14 protein-coding genes are annotated in these 15871 nt (G+C 58.1%); 1 reads left to right on the forward strand and 13 read right to left on the reverse strand.

Annotation, left to right across the window (positions count from 1 at the left end; all coding sequences use genetic code 11):
• The first annotated feature begins 211 nt into the window (after window positions 1-211).
• Window positions 212-2026, forward strand: a complete 1815-nt coding sequence (locus B7Y64_RS04865) for an ABC transporter transmembrane domain-containing protein (protein WP_291324024.1) — start codon at window positions 212-214, stop codon at window positions 2024-2026.
• Window positions 2027-2090: 64 nt separating this feature from the next.
• Here the strand turns inward: B7Y64_RS04865 and B7Y64_RS04870 are convergent, their stop codons facing one another.
• From B7Y64_RS04870 to B7Y64_RS04930, 13 genes are read right to left on the reverse strand one after another with little or no spacing between them, the layout of a single operon-like run.
• On the reverse strand, window positions 2091-2555 hold the full coding sequence (locus tag B7Y64_RS04870; protein ID WP_024814487.1) for a DUF1178 family protein: 465 nt from the start codon (window positions 2553-2555) through the stop codon (window positions 2091-2093).
• A 24-nt stretch (window positions 2556-2579) separates the two neighbouring features.
• Window positions 2580-2885: a DUF2818 family protein gene (locus B7Y64_RS04875; RefSeq protein ID WP_024814486.1), complete on the reverse strand. Its 306-nt coding sequence runs from the start codon at window positions 2883-2885 to the stop codon at window positions 2580-2582.
• 19 nt (window positions 2886-2904) lie between these two features.
• Window positions 2905-4398, reverse strand: coding sequence for an NADH-quinone oxidoreductase subunit NuoN (nuoN, locus tag B7Y64_RS04880; protein WP_024814485.1), 1494 nt, complete (start codon window positions 4396-4398; stop codon window positions 2905-2907).
• Between the two features lie 24 nt (window positions 4399-4422).
• Complete coding sequence (locus B7Y64_RS04885) at window positions 4423-5898, reverse strand: NADH-quinone oxidoreductase subunit M (protein WP_114655403.1); 1476 nt, start codon at window positions 5896-5898, stop codon at window positions 4423-4425.
• 13 nt (window positions 5899-5911) lie between these two features.
• On the reverse strand, window positions 5912-7951 hold the full coding sequence (gene nuoL, locus B7Y64_RS04890; RefSeq protein WP_024814483.1) for an NADH-quinone oxidoreductase subunit L: 2040 nt from the start codon (window positions 7949-7951) through the stop codon (window positions 5912-5914).
• Between the two features lie 28 nt (window positions 7952-7979).
• Window positions 7980-8288 (reverse strand): NADH-quinone oxidoreductase subunit NuoK, encoded by a 309-nt coding sequence (gene nuoK / locus B7Y64_RS04895; RefSeq protein ID WP_024814482.1) that lies wholly within the window; start codon window positions 8286-8288, stop codon window positions 7980-7982.
• On the reverse strand, window positions 8285-8953 hold the full coding sequence (locus B7Y64_RS04900) for an NADH-quinone oxidoreductase subunit J (protein WP_291324023.1): 669 nt from the start codon (window positions 8951-8953) through the stop codon (window positions 8285-8287). Before B7Y64_RS04900 ends, nuoK begins: the two co-directional genes overlap by 4 nt.
• 52 nt (window positions 8954-9005) lie before the next feature.
• A complete protein-coding gene (nuoI, locus tag B7Y64_RS04905; protein WP_024814480.1) occupies window positions 9006-9518 on the reverse strand; it encodes an NADH-quinone oxidoreductase subunit NuoI in 513 nt (170 codons plus the stop codon).
• A 12-nt stretch (window positions 9519-9530) separates the two neighbouring features.
• Entirely contained in the window at window positions 9531-10613 is a 1083-nt protein-coding gene (nuoH, locus tag B7Y64_RS04910) for an NADH-quinone oxidoreductase subunit NuoH (RefSeq protein ID WP_024814479.1), read from the reverse strand.
• Window positions 10610-12745 carry an NADH-quinone oxidoreductase subunit NuoG gene (gene nuoG / locus B7Y64_RS04915; protein WP_291324022.1) on the reverse strand — a complete coding sequence of 712 codons (2136 nt, stop codon included), beginning with the start codon at window positions 12743-12745 and terminating at the stop codon, window positions 10610-10612. Before nuoG ends, nuoH begins: the two co-directional genes overlap by 4 nt.
• A gap of 15 nt (window positions 12746-12760) precedes the next feature.
• Window positions 12761-14116: an NADH-quinone oxidoreductase subunit NuoF gene (gene nuoF / locus B7Y64_RS04920; RefSeq protein ID WP_024814477.1), complete on the reverse strand. Its 1356-nt coding sequence runs from the start codon at window positions 14114-14116 to the stop codon at window positions 12761-12763.
• On the reverse strand, window positions 14113-14604 hold the full coding sequence (gene nuoE, locus B7Y64_RS04925; protein ID WP_024814476.1) for an NADH-quinone oxidoreductase subunit NuoE: 492 nt from the start codon (window positions 14602-14604) through the stop codon (window positions 14113-14115). The genes nuoF and nuoE overlap by 4 nt, the downstream gene beginning before the upstream one ends.
• Window positions 14601-15854: an NADH-quinone oxidoreductase subunit D gene (locus tag B7Y64_RS04930; RefSeq protein ID WP_291324021.1), complete on the reverse strand. Its 1254-nt coding sequence runs from the start codon at window positions 15852-15854 to the stop codon at window positions 14601-14603. The genes nuoE and B7Y64_RS04930 overlap by 4 nt, the downstream gene beginning before the upstream one ends.
• Between the last annotated feature and the right edge of the window lie 17 nt (window positions 15855-15871).

The raw sequence follows: 15871 nt of genomic DNA on the forward strand, positions 1-15871 counted from the left end.
ATTCAAGCGGGCGATGGCGCAGCTTCGGGTCACCAAATGGGGTGCCGCCTGCGGCTTCGTTTTTTGTCGGGTGGACGGGGTGCATCCGGCACCACCGGCCGCGGCCGCCGCTATGCACCACCCGAGCTGCCACCACCGTGTAAAAGCACAGGGCCCAAAAGGCACGCGTGCCCACTGTGCACCACCCTTCGGGGCAGCCTACACTGCCCTGATGGCAACATCTTCTCCCCTGCGCGCGCGCGGCGCTCCGCGCTCTCTGTCTGGCCTGCTTCCTTTTTTGCGGCCCTACCGCGCCCAGATTGGTCTGTCGCTGATTTTTCTGGTGCTGGCGGCGGGGGCCACGTTGGCGTTTCCGCTGGCATTGCGCAATCTGATCGATGGAGGCCTGATGGCATCCGACCATGGCGACCAGACGATGGCGCTGCGCGGGCATTTTCTGGCGCTGTTTGGCGTCGCCATCGCCCTCGGCATTTTTTCAGCGGCACGCTTTTACATGGTGAGCTGGCTGGGCGAACGAATCACCGCTGACCTGCGCAATGCCGTCTACAGCCATGTGCTGCGGCAAAGCCCGCAGTTCTTTGAAACCACGCAGACCGGCGAGGTTTTGTCGCGACTGACAGCCGACACCACGCTGGTGCAGACGGTGGTCGGTTCATCACTCTCCATGGGGCTGCGCAATGCCGTCATGGGAGTGGGCGCGCTGGTGATGCTGGTGTGGACCAACCCGTACGTGATGGCGGTTGTCCTATTGGTGTTGGTACTGGTGGTTTTGCCCAGCATGTGGATAGGGCGGCGCGTACGGCGCCTCTCGCGCGACAGCCAGGACCGCGTGGCCGACTCCAGCGCCATCGCGGCCGAGGTGCTCAATGCCGTTCCGGTGGTGCAAAGCTACACGGCCGAAGCGCGTGAGTCGGCTCGCTTTGGCAAAGCCACCGAAAACGCCTTTCTGACCGCCATCCGGCGCACACGTGCGCGCGCTTTTCTTGTGGCGTTCATCATCATTGCCAACGCCGGCCTGCTGCTGTGGGGCCTCTACCGGGGAACCCAGGCTGTGCTGGACGGACAAATGACAGCAGGCCACCTGGGGCAGACCGTGGTGTATGTCATCTTGCTGGCCGGTGCCGTGGCGGTGCTCGGCGAGGTCTATGGCGACCTGCTGCGCGCCGCAGGCGCGACAGAACGCCTGATGGAACTGATAGCGAGTGAGTCCCCCGTGGCAGAGTCTCGGGCGCCCCAACCGCTGCCCACGGGAAACCAAGGCCTTCGGGTGGACTTTGAAGCGGTTGATTTTCATTACCCGTCGCGGCCCGACCAACCGGCATTGCAAGGCTTCACGCTGCACCTGCAACCGGGAGAAACGGTAGCGCTGGTCGGGGCCAGCGGTGCAGGAAAAACCACCGTTTTTCAACTGCTCCAACGCTTCTACGACGTAGACCAGCGTGCCAATGGCGCGTTGCAAGGCCGCATTGCTCTCAACGGCGTCGAAATCCGGCAGTTGGCACTGGAGGAGTTGCGCGCCAACATTGGTACCGTGCCCCAGGACGCCGTGATCTTTTCGGCTTCTGCTTTCGACAATATCCGGTATGGGTGCCCCAATGCATCTACCGATGAGGTGATCGCTGCTGCCAAGGCGGCCTTCGCCCACGACTTCATTGAAGCCCTGCCGGAGGGATACTCCACCTTTCTAGGAGAGCGGGGTGTGCGCCTTTCTGGCGGACAACGCCAGCGCATCTCCATTGCGCGCGCGATGCTGAAAAATCCTCCCCTGCTGCTACTGGATGAAGCCACAAGCGCGCTCGACGCGGAAAGCGAACGCATGGTGCAGGCCGCACTGGAGATGGCCATGCAGCGACACACCGGCCAGCGGACGACACTGGTGATTGCGCACCGTCTCGCCACAGTTCAAAACGCTGACCGGATCGTGGTGCTGGAAAATGGACGCATCGTCGAACAGGGTACCCACGCCGTGCTGCTGACGCAGGGCGGTATCTATGCGCGTCTTGCAGCACTGCAATTCACCGTATGACCGACTCCGTAGTGACAGCAGTAAGATCGATGCGAAAGGGCCAGCGCAGCCGCACGGCGTGGCCTTATTGCAAGGTTTCTTTGGCTGCCTCTGGCAACAGGAGTGGCAGAACCGCAATGCCTTCGTCGAGCAACTGCAGGGTCTCGTCGGGTGACGCCTGGCCCCGAATCGCCCGCTCTTCAACCTCTCCGCGGTGGATGCGCCTGGCTTCTTGCGCAAATTGTGGACCTACGTCTTCTGTGGTGGCCATGATCTTGCGCGCCAGCGACAACCATGCCGCCTGACGATCAGCGCCAGACGCGTCGACAGTGCTGCTTGCCACCGACGAATCCGCAACGACGGGTGTGGCAGTGGATTGCCGAGCACCCAGATTCAGCCTGGGCGCACTCAGTCTTTTGGAAATGTGGACGTCAGCGCACAACGGGCACTGCACGAGCGAATCGCGCAGCTGCCCCTGAAAATCTTCTTCCGAGGCGAACCACCCCTCAAATACGTGGCCCTGCTGACAATGCAGGTCAAGCACCTTCATGAAGGCAGTCTCTTTGAACCGTGGTCAATCGTGGCGACGCAGCAGATAGCGGTAAACAAAACCCGGAAATGCCAGCGTAAGAAACAAGGTTCCAGTAACGGCATAGAACTCCCACCCCTGTGGTGCAATCTGCCCGGCACGCCGTTCCAGCAGAAGGGCAATGCCGCCGACCAGAAAGTACAGCACCACCAGCTCAACAAGACGAACAATCAACGCCTTCTTGGTCTGGGCCAAGGGCCCGACCACCATCATCCGGTGGTTGATAAACGGCAGGTTGGCCGCGATGAACGCGGCCACGATGACAAGCCAGATCGATCCAGTTTGAGACACAGAAGTACTTTGATTGGGTTCAGGTGGCCAGGGCACGCACGATGGCATCTGCACACAGGGCCATCAAACCACCGGGCAACAAGCCGAGCACCAGCACCAGTGCACCGTTGACAGTCAACACCACGCGAACATCCAGGGGCGCAGACACGCTGGTTGCCGTCAGAGGGGCATCAAAATACATGACCTTCACGACGCGCAGGTAGTAGAAAGCGCCAATCAACGACATGAGGACAGCAAACACCGCCAACGCAATGTAAAGCCCCTGTCCGGACGCCACCAAGGCCTGCAAGACAGACAGCTTGGCATAGAAACCCACCAGCGGTGGAATGCCGGCCATGGAGAATAGGCAGACAGCCATCACGCCCGCATACAGGGGGCTGCGCTGATTGAGACCCGCCAGATCTGCGATTTCTTCGCTCTCAAAGCCTTCACGGGCCAGCAGCAAAATCACGCCGAACGCTGCCAGGGTTGTAAGGACATAGCTCACCACGTAGAACATGGCGGAGCTGTAGGCGCTCTCAACGGCAGCGGCATCCACATTGCCGTTGATGACACCCGACAACAGGCCCAGCAAGACAAAACCCATCTGAGAAATGGTGGAGTAAGCCAGCATGCGCTTCAGATTGGTCTGGGCAATGGCTGCAAGGTTACCCACCAGCAGCGAGCCAATGGCCAGCACTGCCAGCATCTGCTGCCAATCGATGGCCAGTGGTAACAAACCGTCCACCAAAAGCCGAATGGTGATTGCAAACGCAGCAAGCTTGGGCGCGCCACCAATCATCAGCGTGACTGCAGTGGGGGCACCTTGATAGACATCGGGAATCCACATGTGGAAAGGCACCACGCCCAGCTTGAAAGCCAGACCTGCCACCACGAAGACCAATCCAAACACCAGCACCTGGTGGCGGATCTGGCCAGAATTGACGGCCTTGAACACTTGCCCGATATCCAGGGATCCCGTGGCACCGTAAAGCATCGACAAACCATAAAGCAGGAACCCGCTTGCCATGGCCCCCAGCACAAAATACTTCATGGCAGCTTCCGTTGCCATGGCGTTGTCGCGACGCAATGCCACCAGCGTGTAGCTGGACAGGGTGAGCAGTTCCAGGCCCAGGTAAATCACGAGGAAGTTGTTACCGGAGATCATGATGAACATGCCCAGCAAAGCCAACATCGACAGGGTGAACAACTCGCCACCGCGCAGCATTCCACGATCGGCGGCATAAGGACGGCCGTAAACCAGCGTCACCATCACTGCCACAGTGGCGAAGCACTTGAGCCAGTTGCCCATCGCATCACTGACCACCATGTTGCCGAAACCATAGAACGTGTTTCCACTGCTGGCGTACACACCCTGCAGAACAGCAACCACTGCCAGCGTGAGCATGGTGAGCACATAGGTGCCGGTACGGCGAGGACTGTGAACCCCCAGGTCCACAAGCATGATCACGCAGGCCATGGCCAACAGCACGATCTCGGGGTAAATGGCAAGCCAGCTGATGTTGTCAATCATCTCGAATCTCTCAGTTCAGTCTGGTCAGTTCAGCTTGGACAGGGCCACATGCTTGAGCAACTCCGCCACGGAGGTGTCCATCACGTCGGTGAAGGGGCGTGGATAAAGGCCCATGGCCAGAACAGCCAAAGCCAGCAATGCCATCACCAAGAATTCACGGCTGTTGATGTCTTGCAGTGCCTTGACATGGTCGTTACCCACGGGACCCAGATAAACACGTTTGAACATCCAAAGCGTATAGGCTGCACCGAAAATCAGTGCTGTGGCAGCTGCAACACCAATCCAGAAGTTGGCCTTCACTGCGCCAAGGATCACCATCCACTCGCCCACAAACCCGGCGGTTCCTGGAAGCCCGCAGTTGGCCATGGCAAACAGCAAGGCAAATGCCGTGAAGTTGGGCATGGTATTGACCACGCCGCCATAGGCGGAGATTTCTCGCGAGTGCACTCGGTCGTAAAGAACACCGATCGAAAGAAACATGGCACCGGAAACAAAGCCGTGCGCGATCATCTGCACCAGACCACCCGAAACACCCAGATCGTTGAAGATGAAAAAGCCGAGCGTCACAAAACCCATGTGTGCAACGGACGAATAAGCCACCAGCTTCTTCATGTCTTTCTGAACCATGGCCACCAGACCGACATAAATCACGGCCACCAGCGACAACGCGATCATCAACCACGCCCATTCCCGGGAAGCATCCGGGGCAATCGGCATCGAGAAGCGCAGGAAACCGTAGGCGCCCAGCTTGAGCATGATGGCCGCCAAGACAGCAGAACCGCCTGTGGGGGCTTCCACGTGCACATCAGGCAACCAGGTGTGCACAGGCCACATAGGCACTTTCACAGCAAAGGCCGCAAAGAATGCGAAGAAAAGCATCGTCTGCGCCGTGGAGCTGAGGGGCAACTTGTGCCACGCCGCAATATCAAAACTGCCACCCGACTGGTTGTACAGAAAGATGAGCGCAATCAGCATCAGCAGCGAGCCGAGCAGCGTGTACAAGAAAAACTTGAAAGCTGCGTAAATCTTGTTAGGTCCGCCCCAGATGCCAATGATCAGGTACATCGGAATCAGGGTTGCCTCAAAGAACACATAGAACAGCAGGCCGTCGAGTGCGCAGAACACACCAATCATCAATCCTGAAAGGATCAGAAAGGCACCCATGTACTGGTTGACCCGCTCAGTAATCGACTCCCAGGAAGCGATCACCACAATGACCGTGATGAAGGCGGTGAGGGGCACAAACCAGAAGGAAAGGCCGTCCACACCCAGGTGGTAATGGACGTTAAAACGTTCAATCCACGTGGTCTTCTCTACAAACTGCATGGCAGCAGTGCCCAGCTTGAAGCCGTCATACAGAGGCAGCGTTACCAACAAGCCGATGACAGCGCCAATCAGGGCGATCCAGCGGACAGCACGGGAATGTTCATCCCGACCCACCGCCAGCAGCAGAACACCAAAAACGATTGGCGTCCAGATTGCAAGACTCAACAAACCCATTTTGTTCTTTTCCTTATTTGATGAGCTGCAGGAAATAGTCGCGCCAGACAAACCAGGTCATCAGCGCAAACACCCCCAGAATCATCACGAGGGCATAGTGGAAGATGAAACCCGTCTGCATCCACCGCACCACACTGGAAACCCAGCGAACCAGCTTCCATGAACCGTTGACCATGGCACCGTCGATGATGGCCTGATCTCCCACCTTCCAAAGACCGGTGCCCAAGGCACGTGCACCACGCGCCAGGATGTTTTCGTTGATCCAGTCGAGGTAGTACTTGTTTTCCAGCAACGCATACAGGGGCTGCACTCGCGCCTTGATGGCCGTTGGCAATGCGGGATTGACCATGTACATGTAATAGGACAGCCCAACACCCGCCAACGCCAGCCAGAACGGCGCTGTCTGCAGCCCATGCAGGGCCATGCCCATGGGACCGTGGAAGATCTCGGCCAGCTTGGCCATCGCGGGATGCTTGACTGCATCCACAAAAATCACATCCTTGAAAAAATCTCCAAACAGCATCGGCTGGATGAACATGAAGCCCACCACGACTGAAGGAATCGCCAGCAACACCAGGGGCACGGTAACCACCCATGGCGATTCGTGCGGTTCATGGTGGTCATCATGACCGTGGCCATGGTCGCCCGCATGGTGTGCGTCTGGATTCTGGTCATAGCGTTCTTTGCCGTGAAAAACCAGAAAGTACATGCGGAACGAGTAAAACGCCGTGATGAACACCCCGGCCAACACCGCAAAGTGTGCAAAACCTGCAGCCGGAAGTTGACTGAAGTGAACCGCTTCAATGATGCTGTCCTTGGAGTAGAACCCCGAGAACAGAGGTGTGCCGATCAGTGCCAAAGAGCCAAGCAACGAGGTAATCCAGGTAATGGGCATGTACTTGCGCACGCCCCCCATCCAGCGGATGTCCTGGTTGTGGTGCATGCCCATGATGACCGAACCAGCACCAAGGAACAAAAGCGCCTTGAAAAATGCGTGGGTCATCAAGTGGAACACCGCCACAGAGTAAGCCGATGCCCCCAGGGCCACCGTCATGTAACCGAGCTGCGACAAGGTGGAGTAAGCCACCACACGCTTGATGTCATTCTGAATGATGCCCAGAAAGCCCATGAAGAGCGCAGTGATCGCACCAATCACCAAAATGAAGTTGAGTGCCGTATCCGACAGCTCGAACAGCGGCGACATGCGGGCCACCATGAAAATGCCGGCCGTCACCATGGTCGCCGCGTGAATCAAGGCGGAGATGGGAGTTGGGCCTTCCATGGAATCAGGCAACCACACATGCAGAGGGAACTGGGCGCTTTTACCCATTGCGCCGATGAACAGGCAGATGCAGATGACCGTAATGAGCATCCAGTCGGTGCCGGGGAACGCAAGCCCGCCCAGCTCGGCGGTCTTGCCAAACACCTCGGCGTAATTGAGCGTGCCAGCGTAGGCCGCGATCAGGCCAATGCCGAGGATGAAACCGAAGTCACCCACGCGATTGACCAGAAAGGCCTTCATGTTGGCGAAGATGGCAGAGGGCTTATTGAACCAGAAGCCGATCAGCAGATAGGAAACCAGGCCCACCGCTTCCCAGCCAAAGAATAGCTGCAGCAAGTTGTTGCTCATGACGAGCATGAGCATGGAGAACGTGAACAGCGAGATGTAGGCAAAGAAACGGTTGTAGCCGTCATCCTCTTCCATGTAGCCAATAGTGTAGATGTGCACCATGAGCGACACAAAAGTGACTACCACCATCATCATGGCAGTAAGGCTGTCCACCAGGAAGCCCACCTCCATCTTGAGGCCTCCTACGACCATCCAGGTGTACAGCGTCTCATTGAAGCGCGCACCATCCAGTGCCACGCTCTTGAGCGTCATGGCAGACAGGATGAATGCAACCAACACGCCCAGGATGGTCAGCGTGTGGCTGAGGCGACGACCAATCCAGTTGCCGCCAAACGTGGTACCAAATATACCGGCCAGCAATGCGCCTGCCAGCGGTGCCAAAGGAACCGCCAAAAGCGTTGAAGCAGAGAGGGTTTGACTCATTCTTGAGAACCTTGGGAATGTGGGCGACTCAACCCTTGAGGGTGTTGAGATCTTCCGCGTTGATGCTGGAGTTATTGCGGAACAGCAGCACCAGAATGGCCAGACCAATGGCCGACTCGGCAGCCGCCACTGTCAGGATGAAGAACACGAAAACCTGACCGTGCATATCGCCCAGATAGTGCGAAAACGCCACGAAATTCATGTTGACCGCCAACAGCATCAACTCAATCGCCATCAGCAAGACAATCAGATTCTTGCGATTCAGGAAAATACCGATCACTGCAAGGGCGAACAGCATGGCGCCCAGTGAAAGAAAATGGCCCAGCGTCAATGTCATGCTTTTTTCTCCTCGCCCGCAGGCTCGCTGGCGACTTCTGGGCCAGGCTTCTGGGTTGCCGCCAGCTTGACCACTTGCAGACGATCACGCGCCCGCACCCTGACCTGCATCGAGGGGTCGATCGCCTTGGTGTCCTTGCGTTGGCGCAGCGTCAAAGCAATGGCGGCAACCATGGCCACGAGCAAAATGACAGCGGCAATTTCCACGGGATACAAATATTCCGTGTAGAGTAATTTGCCAAGCGTCTTGGCGTTGGAGTAAGGGACCACCTGCCCCGCGGCATCCAGCACCACCGCTGCAGCCTTGGGTTCGTCCATACCACGGAACCCTCCAATGACCACCGCTGCCATTTCCAGGGCGATCAAGGCACCGACAAAGGCGGCCAGTGGAAAATGCTTCCAAAACCCCTTGCGGATCGTGTCGATGTGGATGTCGAGCATCATCACTACGAACAGGAACAGCACCATGACTGCGCCCAGATACACAAGGACCAGCACGATGGCAAGGAACTCCGCCTTGAGCAGCAACCAGATTGCCGCAGCCTGCGAGAAGGCAAGGATGAGGTGCAGCACCGCATGCACTGGATTGCGCGCAGTAATCACCCGGAAGGCTGCAAACAGCAGCACTACCGAGAAGAGATAGAAAAAACCAGTCTTGGCGTCCATGAATCGGGTCTTTGTATAAAGTCTGGCCTAAGGGATTCGCAGCAGTAGCGCGTTAACGGTACTTGGCGTCAGCGGCCTTGGCCGCAGCAATTTCACCCTCGTAGCGGTCACCCACCGCCAAAAGCATGTCTTTGGTGAAATACAGGTCGCCGCGCTTCTCGCCGTGGTATTCGAGGATGTGCGTCTCAACAATCGAATCCACCGGGCAACTCTCTTCGCAAAAGCCGCAGAAGATGCACTTGGTCAGATCAATGTCGTAGCGCGTGGTGCGGCGTGACCCATCGTCACGGACATCGGATTCGATGGTGATGGCCATCGCAGGGCAAACGGCTTCGCACAGCTTGCAGGCAATGCAACGCTCTTCACCGTTGTCATAGCGACGCAACGCGTGCAACCCCCGAAACCGTGGTGACAAGGGCGTCTTTTCCTCAGGGAACTGCACCGTCACCTTACGGCGAAAGGCATAGCGCCCAGTCAGGGCCATGCCCTTGAGCAGCTCCACGAGCATGAAGCTCTTGAGAAAGTCTTTGAACGAAAAAGGTGCAGCAGCAGCAACAGCAGTCATTTGTGTCCCCGCTTATTTCCAGATATTCCAAGGCGAGAGCAACCACCCGCCAACAATGAGCAACCACACCAGCGTGACCGGAATAAAGATCTTCCAGCCCAGACGCATGATCTGGTCGTAACGGAAGCGGGGGAAAGTCGCCCGGATCCAGATAAACATCGACACCACCACAAAGGTTTTGAGGCCCAGCCAGATCCAGCCCGGAATCCAGTTGAACAATGCGCTGTCGATTGGCGAGAGCCAGCCCCCCAGGAACATCAGCGCAGCCAGGATGGACACCAGCCACATGCTGGCGTATTCGGCAAGGAAGAAGATGGCAAACCCCATGCCGGAGTACTCCACCATGTGCCCGGCAACAATCTCGGCTTCGCCCTCGACAACGTCGAAGGGATGGCGGTTGGTTTCTGCCACACCAGAAATCAGGTACACGAGGAAAATCGGCAGCAATGGCAACCAGTTCCAAGACAGAAAGACCAGTCCCTTGTCGGCTGCCATGCCACGCCCCTGCCCCATCACGATCTCCGTGAGGTTCATGCTGCCAGACACCATGATTACCACCAGGAAGCAGAACCCCATGGCAATTTCGTAGCTGACCATCTGCGCGGAAGCTCGCAAGGCGCCCAGAAATGCGTACTTGGAGTTGGATGCCCATCCAGCGATGATCACGCCGTAGACTTCAATGGACGTGATGGCCATCACCAGCAGCAAACCCGCGTTCACATTGGCCAACGCAACATCCGGGCCAAAAGGAATCGCAACCCAGGCCGCCAATGCGGGCATGATCGCCATGACCGGCCCCAGCACAAACAAACCCTTGCTGGCAGCGGTAGGCTGGATGATTTCCTTGGTCAGCAGCTTGAGCGCATCCGCAATGGGCTGCAGCAAGCCCATAGGGCCGACACGATTCGGACCATGGCGAACCTGCATGAAACCCAGCAACTTGCGCTCCCAAAGTGTCAGGTAGGCAACAGCCCCCATCAACGGCGCCAGAATGACCACTATTTTCAAAAGAATCCAGAGAACCGGCCAGACGATGGCTGTCCACCAGCCGTAGCTCAACAGATTCAGACCTGCGTTGTGGATAGCATCAATCATGCCGCGACTCCTTCCTGCGTGCGACGAGCATCCGCCGTCAGTTGCAATGAAGTGGCCCGACGCACGATTCCATCCAGCTGGTAGATGGATGCCACTGCCGGCTCACCGGTCGCAGGACTTGCCGCCTGTGGCAGCAAAGCTTGGGCGTTACTCAGCTGTACGGACGAAACTTCAGCGATGCCACCCGCCGGTGTGTTGGTTGCCCGGGCCAGTACATCCTGAGATGTCTCGAAATCAAAGCCCGGAACATTCAAAAGGTTGGCGAGCACTCGCAACACCTTCCAGGCAGGCCGGGTTTCACCCAACGGCCGGACGACCGCATGGAAACTCTGCAACCGGCCTTCGGCATTCACAAAACTGCCCGAGGTTTCAGTAAACGGGGCAATTGGCAGCAGTACGTCGCTGAAAGCCATGTTGGCCTTGAAGGGACTCAGGGTGACAACCATGTCGGTATTGGCAAGCGCCTGACAGGCCGCGTCACCGCCAGCAGAGTCAAAGGCAGGTTCCGTGTTCAAAAGAATGGCGGCCTTGAGGCTCCCTGCGAGCATCTGACCTGCATTGTGGCCGCCATTGACGGGCACTGCGCCAGCGTACTGCGCTCCGACCGTGTTGGCAGCCTCGGTCAGATAGCCCACCGTGGCACCGGTGTGCTCTCCGATCCACTGCGCCAGTGCCAGCAAACGGCTGGCACTCGCATGGTGGGCGGCTGCGTTACCGAGCAATATTGCCTTGCGCTCGCCGCCCAGCAGCGAGCGAGCAATAGCCAAGGCAGAATCGCCCACCTGAACCGTGTCGTCAGGAGCCTGCACGCCCTTTTCCTGGGCGACCGCTGCGGCTACGCCGGCCAGCGCCTGCTCCCATGCGCCAGACGCCAGCACCAAAGAGTGCGCGACAGGCATGGCCCAGTCAAAAACTTCTGAATTGATAGCGCTGACAGCACAACCATGGCGCGCTGCCTGACGAATCCGCTGTGCAAACAGCGGGTGGTCCTTGCGCAGATTGGAGCCCACCACCAGCACACGCTGCAAGGTGGACAAAGACGCAATCGACGTTCCCAGCCAGCGAATCCCGGAGGGAGCGGGGAATTCGGCATTGCGAAGTCGATAGTCAATGTTTTCACTACCTAGCCCACGCACCAGTGCGCCGGCCAGATAGATTTCTTCGAGAGTGCTGTGCGGACTGACCAAAGCACCAATGGCGCCAGCACCGTGGTCGTTGCGAACGCATCGCAACCCATTGGCAACGTACTCCAGTGCCGTCTGCCAGTCCACTTCGCGCCATGTTCCGCCCTGCTTGAGCATGGGCTGGGTCAGGCGCTCGTCGCTGTTGAGTGCTTCATACGAAAAACGGTCGCGGTCTGCAATCCAGCATTCGTTGACTGCCTCATTTTCAAAAGGCACGACACGCATGACCTTGTGATTCTTGACCTGGACAATCAGATTGGCGCCTGTGGAATCGTGCGGGCTGACCGACTTGCGGCGTGAGAGCTCCCAGGTGCGGGCGCTGTAGCGGAACGGCTTGCTGGTCAACGCACCTACCGGGCAGATGTCGATCATGTTGCCCGAGAGCTCGGAGTCGATCGTTTCCCCCGTCACGGTGGTGATCTCGGCGTGCTCGCCGCGATGAATCATGCCCAGTTCCATCACGCCGGCCACTTCCTGGCCAAAGCGCACGCAACGTGTGCAGTGGATACAACGCGACATCTCTTGCATAGATATCAGCGGGCCCACATCTTTAACTGGTACTACGCGCTTTTCTTCTTCGTAGCGGGACGACGATGCTCCGTAGCCCACCGCCAGATCCTGCAACTGACACTCACCCCCCTGGTCACAGATGGGGCAATCCAGCGGATGGTTGATGAGCAAAAATTCCATGACCGACTTTTGCGCCTGAATGGCCTTGTCGGTCTTGGTTCGCACCACCATACCCTGCGTGACTGGCGTGGCACATGCGGGCATGGGCTTGGGCGCCTTTTCAACGTCCACCAGGCACATGCGGCAACTGGCCGCAATCGAGAGCTTCTTGTGGTAGCAGAAGTGGGGTATGTAGGTGCCGGCCTTTTCGGCAGCATGCATCACCATGGAACCCTCGGTGACTTCTACCTTCTGACCGTCCAGTTCAATTTCAACCATATGCTTTTCTCGCGATCAGGCAGAGGGTGCAGCCTGAGGGGTCTTGTTCCGGATCAACGCTTCGAACTCGGGACGGAAGTGCTTGATCATGGCGCGTACGGGCATCGCTGCCGCGTCGCCCAGGGCGCAGATGGTGCGCCCCATGATGTTGCTGGCAACGGAATCCAGCACATCCATGTCGGCGGGACGCCCGTCGCCGCGGTGAATGCGGTCCACCAGGCGCCAGAGCCAACCCGTACCTTCCCGGCAAGGGGTGCACTGCCCACACGACTCATGCATGTAGAAATATGACAGGCGCTTGAGCGACTCCACCATGCAGCGCGAGTCGTCCATTACGATCACCGCCCCAGAACCCAGCATGGAACCGGCCTTGGCAATCGAGTCGTAGTCCATGGTGCATTCCATGATGATGGATGCCGGCAAAACGGGAGACGAAGAACCACCAGGAATCACCGCCTTGAGCTGGCGACCCGTGCGCACACCGCCAGCCAGCTCAAGCAGCTTGGCAAACGGCGTGCCCATGGGCACCTCGTAGTTGCCGGGCCGTTCCACATCGCCACTGACCGAAAAGATCTTGGTGCCACCGTTGTTGGGCTTGCCGCACGCCAGGTAGGCAGCTCCGCCGTTGCGAATGATCCAGGGCACCGCAGCAAATGTCTCGGTGTTGTTGATGGTGGTGGGCTTGCCGTACAGGCCAAAACTGGCCGGAAACGGCGGCTTGAATCGTGGCTGGCCTTTCTTGCCTTCCAGGGATTCGAGCAGGGCGGTTTCCTCGCCGCAGATGTAGGCACCAAAACCGTGGTGCGCATGCAGCTGAAAGCTGAAGCTGCTGCCCAGAATGCCATTGCCCAGGTAGCCTGCAGCACGCGCCTCTTCCAGAGCTGCCTCGAAGCGCTCGTACGTCTGGAAGATTTCGCCGTGAATGTAGTTGTAGCCCACGCTGATACCCATCGCGTAAGCAGCAATGATCATGCCCTCAATCACGATGTGCGGGTTGTACATCAGGATGTCGCGATCCTTGCATGTACCCGGCTCACCCTCGTCAGAGTTGCACACGAGGTATTTTTGCCCCGGGAACTGCCGGGGCATGAAGCTCCACTTCAATCCCGTGGGAAACCCTGCACCGCCGCGCCCCCGAAGTCCGGACTCCTTGACGGTCGCAATCACCTGATCCTGCGTCAGACCTTCGCCGCCATTCGCGCCCAAAATGGTGCGCAGGGCTTGGTATCCGCCACGGGCTTCATAGTCCTTGATGCCCCAGTTGGAACCATTCAGGTCGGCATAAATCTGTGACGCGATATGCCGGTCATGGAAGCAGGTTTCGACACCTGCGGCCTGAAATTGTGCAAGTACCTGGGCAGCTGTAGTCATTGCTTTGCCTCCGCCGCACGCAGGTTGTCCACCAGCTGGTCGAGCTTGTCGTTGCCCATGAAGCTGCACATACTGCGATCGTTCACCAGCATCACGGGTGCATCGGCGCAGGCGCCAAGGCACTCGCACTGCTGCAGGGTGAACATGCCGTCTGGCGTCGTTTCGCCCATGGAAATACCCAGCTTGTGCTCAAGATGCTCCAGCGCCTTGCCACCATCACGCAAGAGGCATGGCAGGTTGGTACAAACGTTCAGCTTGTATTTGCCCACCGCTTGCTGGTTGTACATGTTGTAGAACGTGGTGACTTCGTGCACGGCGATCTGCGGCATACCAAGATATTCGGCAATGCCGGCTTCGCTGGCCTCGCTCACGTATCCCTGTTCCTGCTGCACGATGGCAAGGCAGGCCATCACGGCAGATTGCTTCTGCTCCGCCGGGTACTTGGCTACTTCGCGCGCAAATCGCGCTTTGGTCGCTTCGGTAATCATCGATCAATCTCTCCGAACACGATATCCATGGTGCCGATGATGGCAACCACGTCGGCCAGCATGTGGCCACGGGCCATTTCGTCCAGCGTGGCCAGATGCGCGAAGCCAGGGGCACGGATCTTCAGTCGATAAGGCTTGTTGGCACCGTCACTCACCAGATAGATGCCAAACTCGCCCTTGGGATGTTCGACCGCGGCATAAGCCTCACCTTCGGGAACATGGAACCCTTCGGTGAACAGCTTGAAATGGTGGATCAACTCTTCCATGTTGGACTTCATGGATACGCGATCGGGCGGAGCGATCTTGTGGTTGTCCGTAATCACCGGGCCCGGATTGACGCGCAGCCAGTCGACGCACTGCTTGATGATGCGATTGGACTCGCGCATTTCCTGCATGCGGACCAGATACCGGTCGTAGCAGTCGCCGGTTTTGCCAACCGGAACATCAAAGTCCATTCGGTCGTACACATCGTACGGCTGGGTCTTGCGCAAGTCCCACGCAATGCCCGAGCCCCGCAGCATGGGCCCGGTCATACCCAGGTTCAGCGCGCGCTCGGGTGGGACCACACCAATGCCCACGGTGCGCTGCTTCCAGATGCGGTTATCGGTGAGCAGGGTTTCATACTCATCCATACAGCCCGGAAAGCGCTGCGTGAAGTCGTCAATGAAATCCAGCAACGAACCTTTGCGATTGTGGTTCATCGCCTCAAGCGCCTTGGCATTCTTGATCTTGCTGACCTTGTACTGAGGCATGCTGTCCGGCAGATCGCGGTACACACCACCAGGACGGAAGTAGGCCGCATGCATGCGCGCGCCCGACACTGCTTCGTACATGTCGAACAGGTCTTCGCGCTCGCGGAAGGTGTAGATCAGGATGGTGGAGCTGCCGCAGTCGTTGCCGTGCGAACCGAGCCACATGAGGTGATTGAGCAGGCGCGTGATTTCAGCAAACATCACCCGGATGTATTGCGCACGCAGCGGCACCTCGATGCCCAGCAGCTTTTCAATTGCCAGGCAATAGGCATGCTCGTTGCACATCATCGAGACGTAATCGAGCCGGTCCATATAGGGAAGTGACTGGATATAGGTCTTGTGCTCGGCCAGCTTTTCGGTGGCGCGATGAAGCAGACCAACGTGCGGGTCGGCGCGCTGCACCACTTCGCCGTCCAGTTCCAGCACCAAGCGCAACACACCGTGCGCGGCCGGGTGCTGCGGACCAAAGTTCAGGGAATAGTTCTTGATTTCCGCCATGATGGATCACATGAGTC

The sequence above is a fragment of the Acidovorax sp. 35-64-16 genome, from assembly GCF_002281195.1.
Classification (GTDB): domain Bacteria; phylum Pseudomonadota; class Gammaproteobacteria; order Burkholderiales; family Burkholderiaceae_C; genus Acidovorax; species Acidovorax defluvii.

What these genes read in the sequence shown, in the direction of transcription:
- nuoI (WP_024814480.1), bottom strand. Translation starts at nt 9,518, where the DNA reads ATGACTGCTGTTGCTGCTGCTGCACCTTTTTCGTTCAAAGACTTTCTC.
- B7Y64_RS04870 (WP_024814487.1), bottom strand. Translation starts at nt 2,555, where the DNA reads ATGAAGGTGCTTGACCTGCATTGTCAGCAGGGCCACGTATTTGAGGGG.
- nuoG (WP_291324022.1), bottom strand. Translation starts at nt 12,745, where the DNA reads ATGGTTGAAATTGAACTGGACGGTCAGAAGGTAGAAGTCACCGAGGGT.
- nuoF (WP_024814477.1), bottom strand. Translation starts at nt 14,116, where the DNA reads ATGACTACAGCTGCCCAGGTACTTGCACAATTTCAGGCCGCAGGTGTC.
- nuoL (WP_024814483.1), bottom strand. Translation starts at nt 7,951, where the DNA reads ATGAGTCAAACCCTCTCTGCTTCAACGCTTTTGGCGGTTCCTTTGGCA.
- nuoE (WP_024814476.1), bottom strand. Translation starts at nt 14,604, where the DNA reads ATGATTACCGAAGCGACCAAAGCGCGATTTGCGCGCGAAGTAGCCAAG.
- nuoH (WP_024814479.1), bottom strand. Translation starts at nt 10,613, where the DNA reads ATGATTGATGCTATCCACAACGCAGGTCTGAATCTGTTGAGCTACGGC.
- B7Y64_RS04865 (WP_291324024.1), top strand. Translation starts at nt 212, where the DNA reads ATGGCAACATCTTCTCCCCTGCGCGCGCGCGGCGCTCCGCGCTCTCTG.
- B7Y64_RS04930 (WP_291324021.1), bottom strand. Translation starts at nt 15,854, where the DNA reads ATGGCGGAAATCAAGAACTATTCCCTGAACTTTGGTCCGCAGCACCCG.
- nuoN (WP_024814485.1), bottom strand. Translation starts at nt 4,398, where the DNA reads ATGATTGACAACATCAGCTGGCTTGCCATTTACCCCGAGATCGTGCTG.
- B7Y64_RS04900 (WP_291324023.1), bottom strand. Translation starts at nt 8,953, where the DNA reads ATGGACGCCAAGACTGGTTTTTTCTATCTCTTCTCGGTAGTGCTGCTG.
- nuoK (WP_024814482.1), bottom strand. Translation starts at nt 8,288, where the DNA reads ATGACATTGACGCTGGGCCATTTTCTTTCACTGGGCGCCATGCTGTTC.
- B7Y64_RS04885 (WP_114655403.1), bottom strand. Translation starts at nt 5,898, where the DNA reads ATGGGTTTGTTGAGTCTTGCAATCTGGACGCCAATCGTTTTTGGTGTT.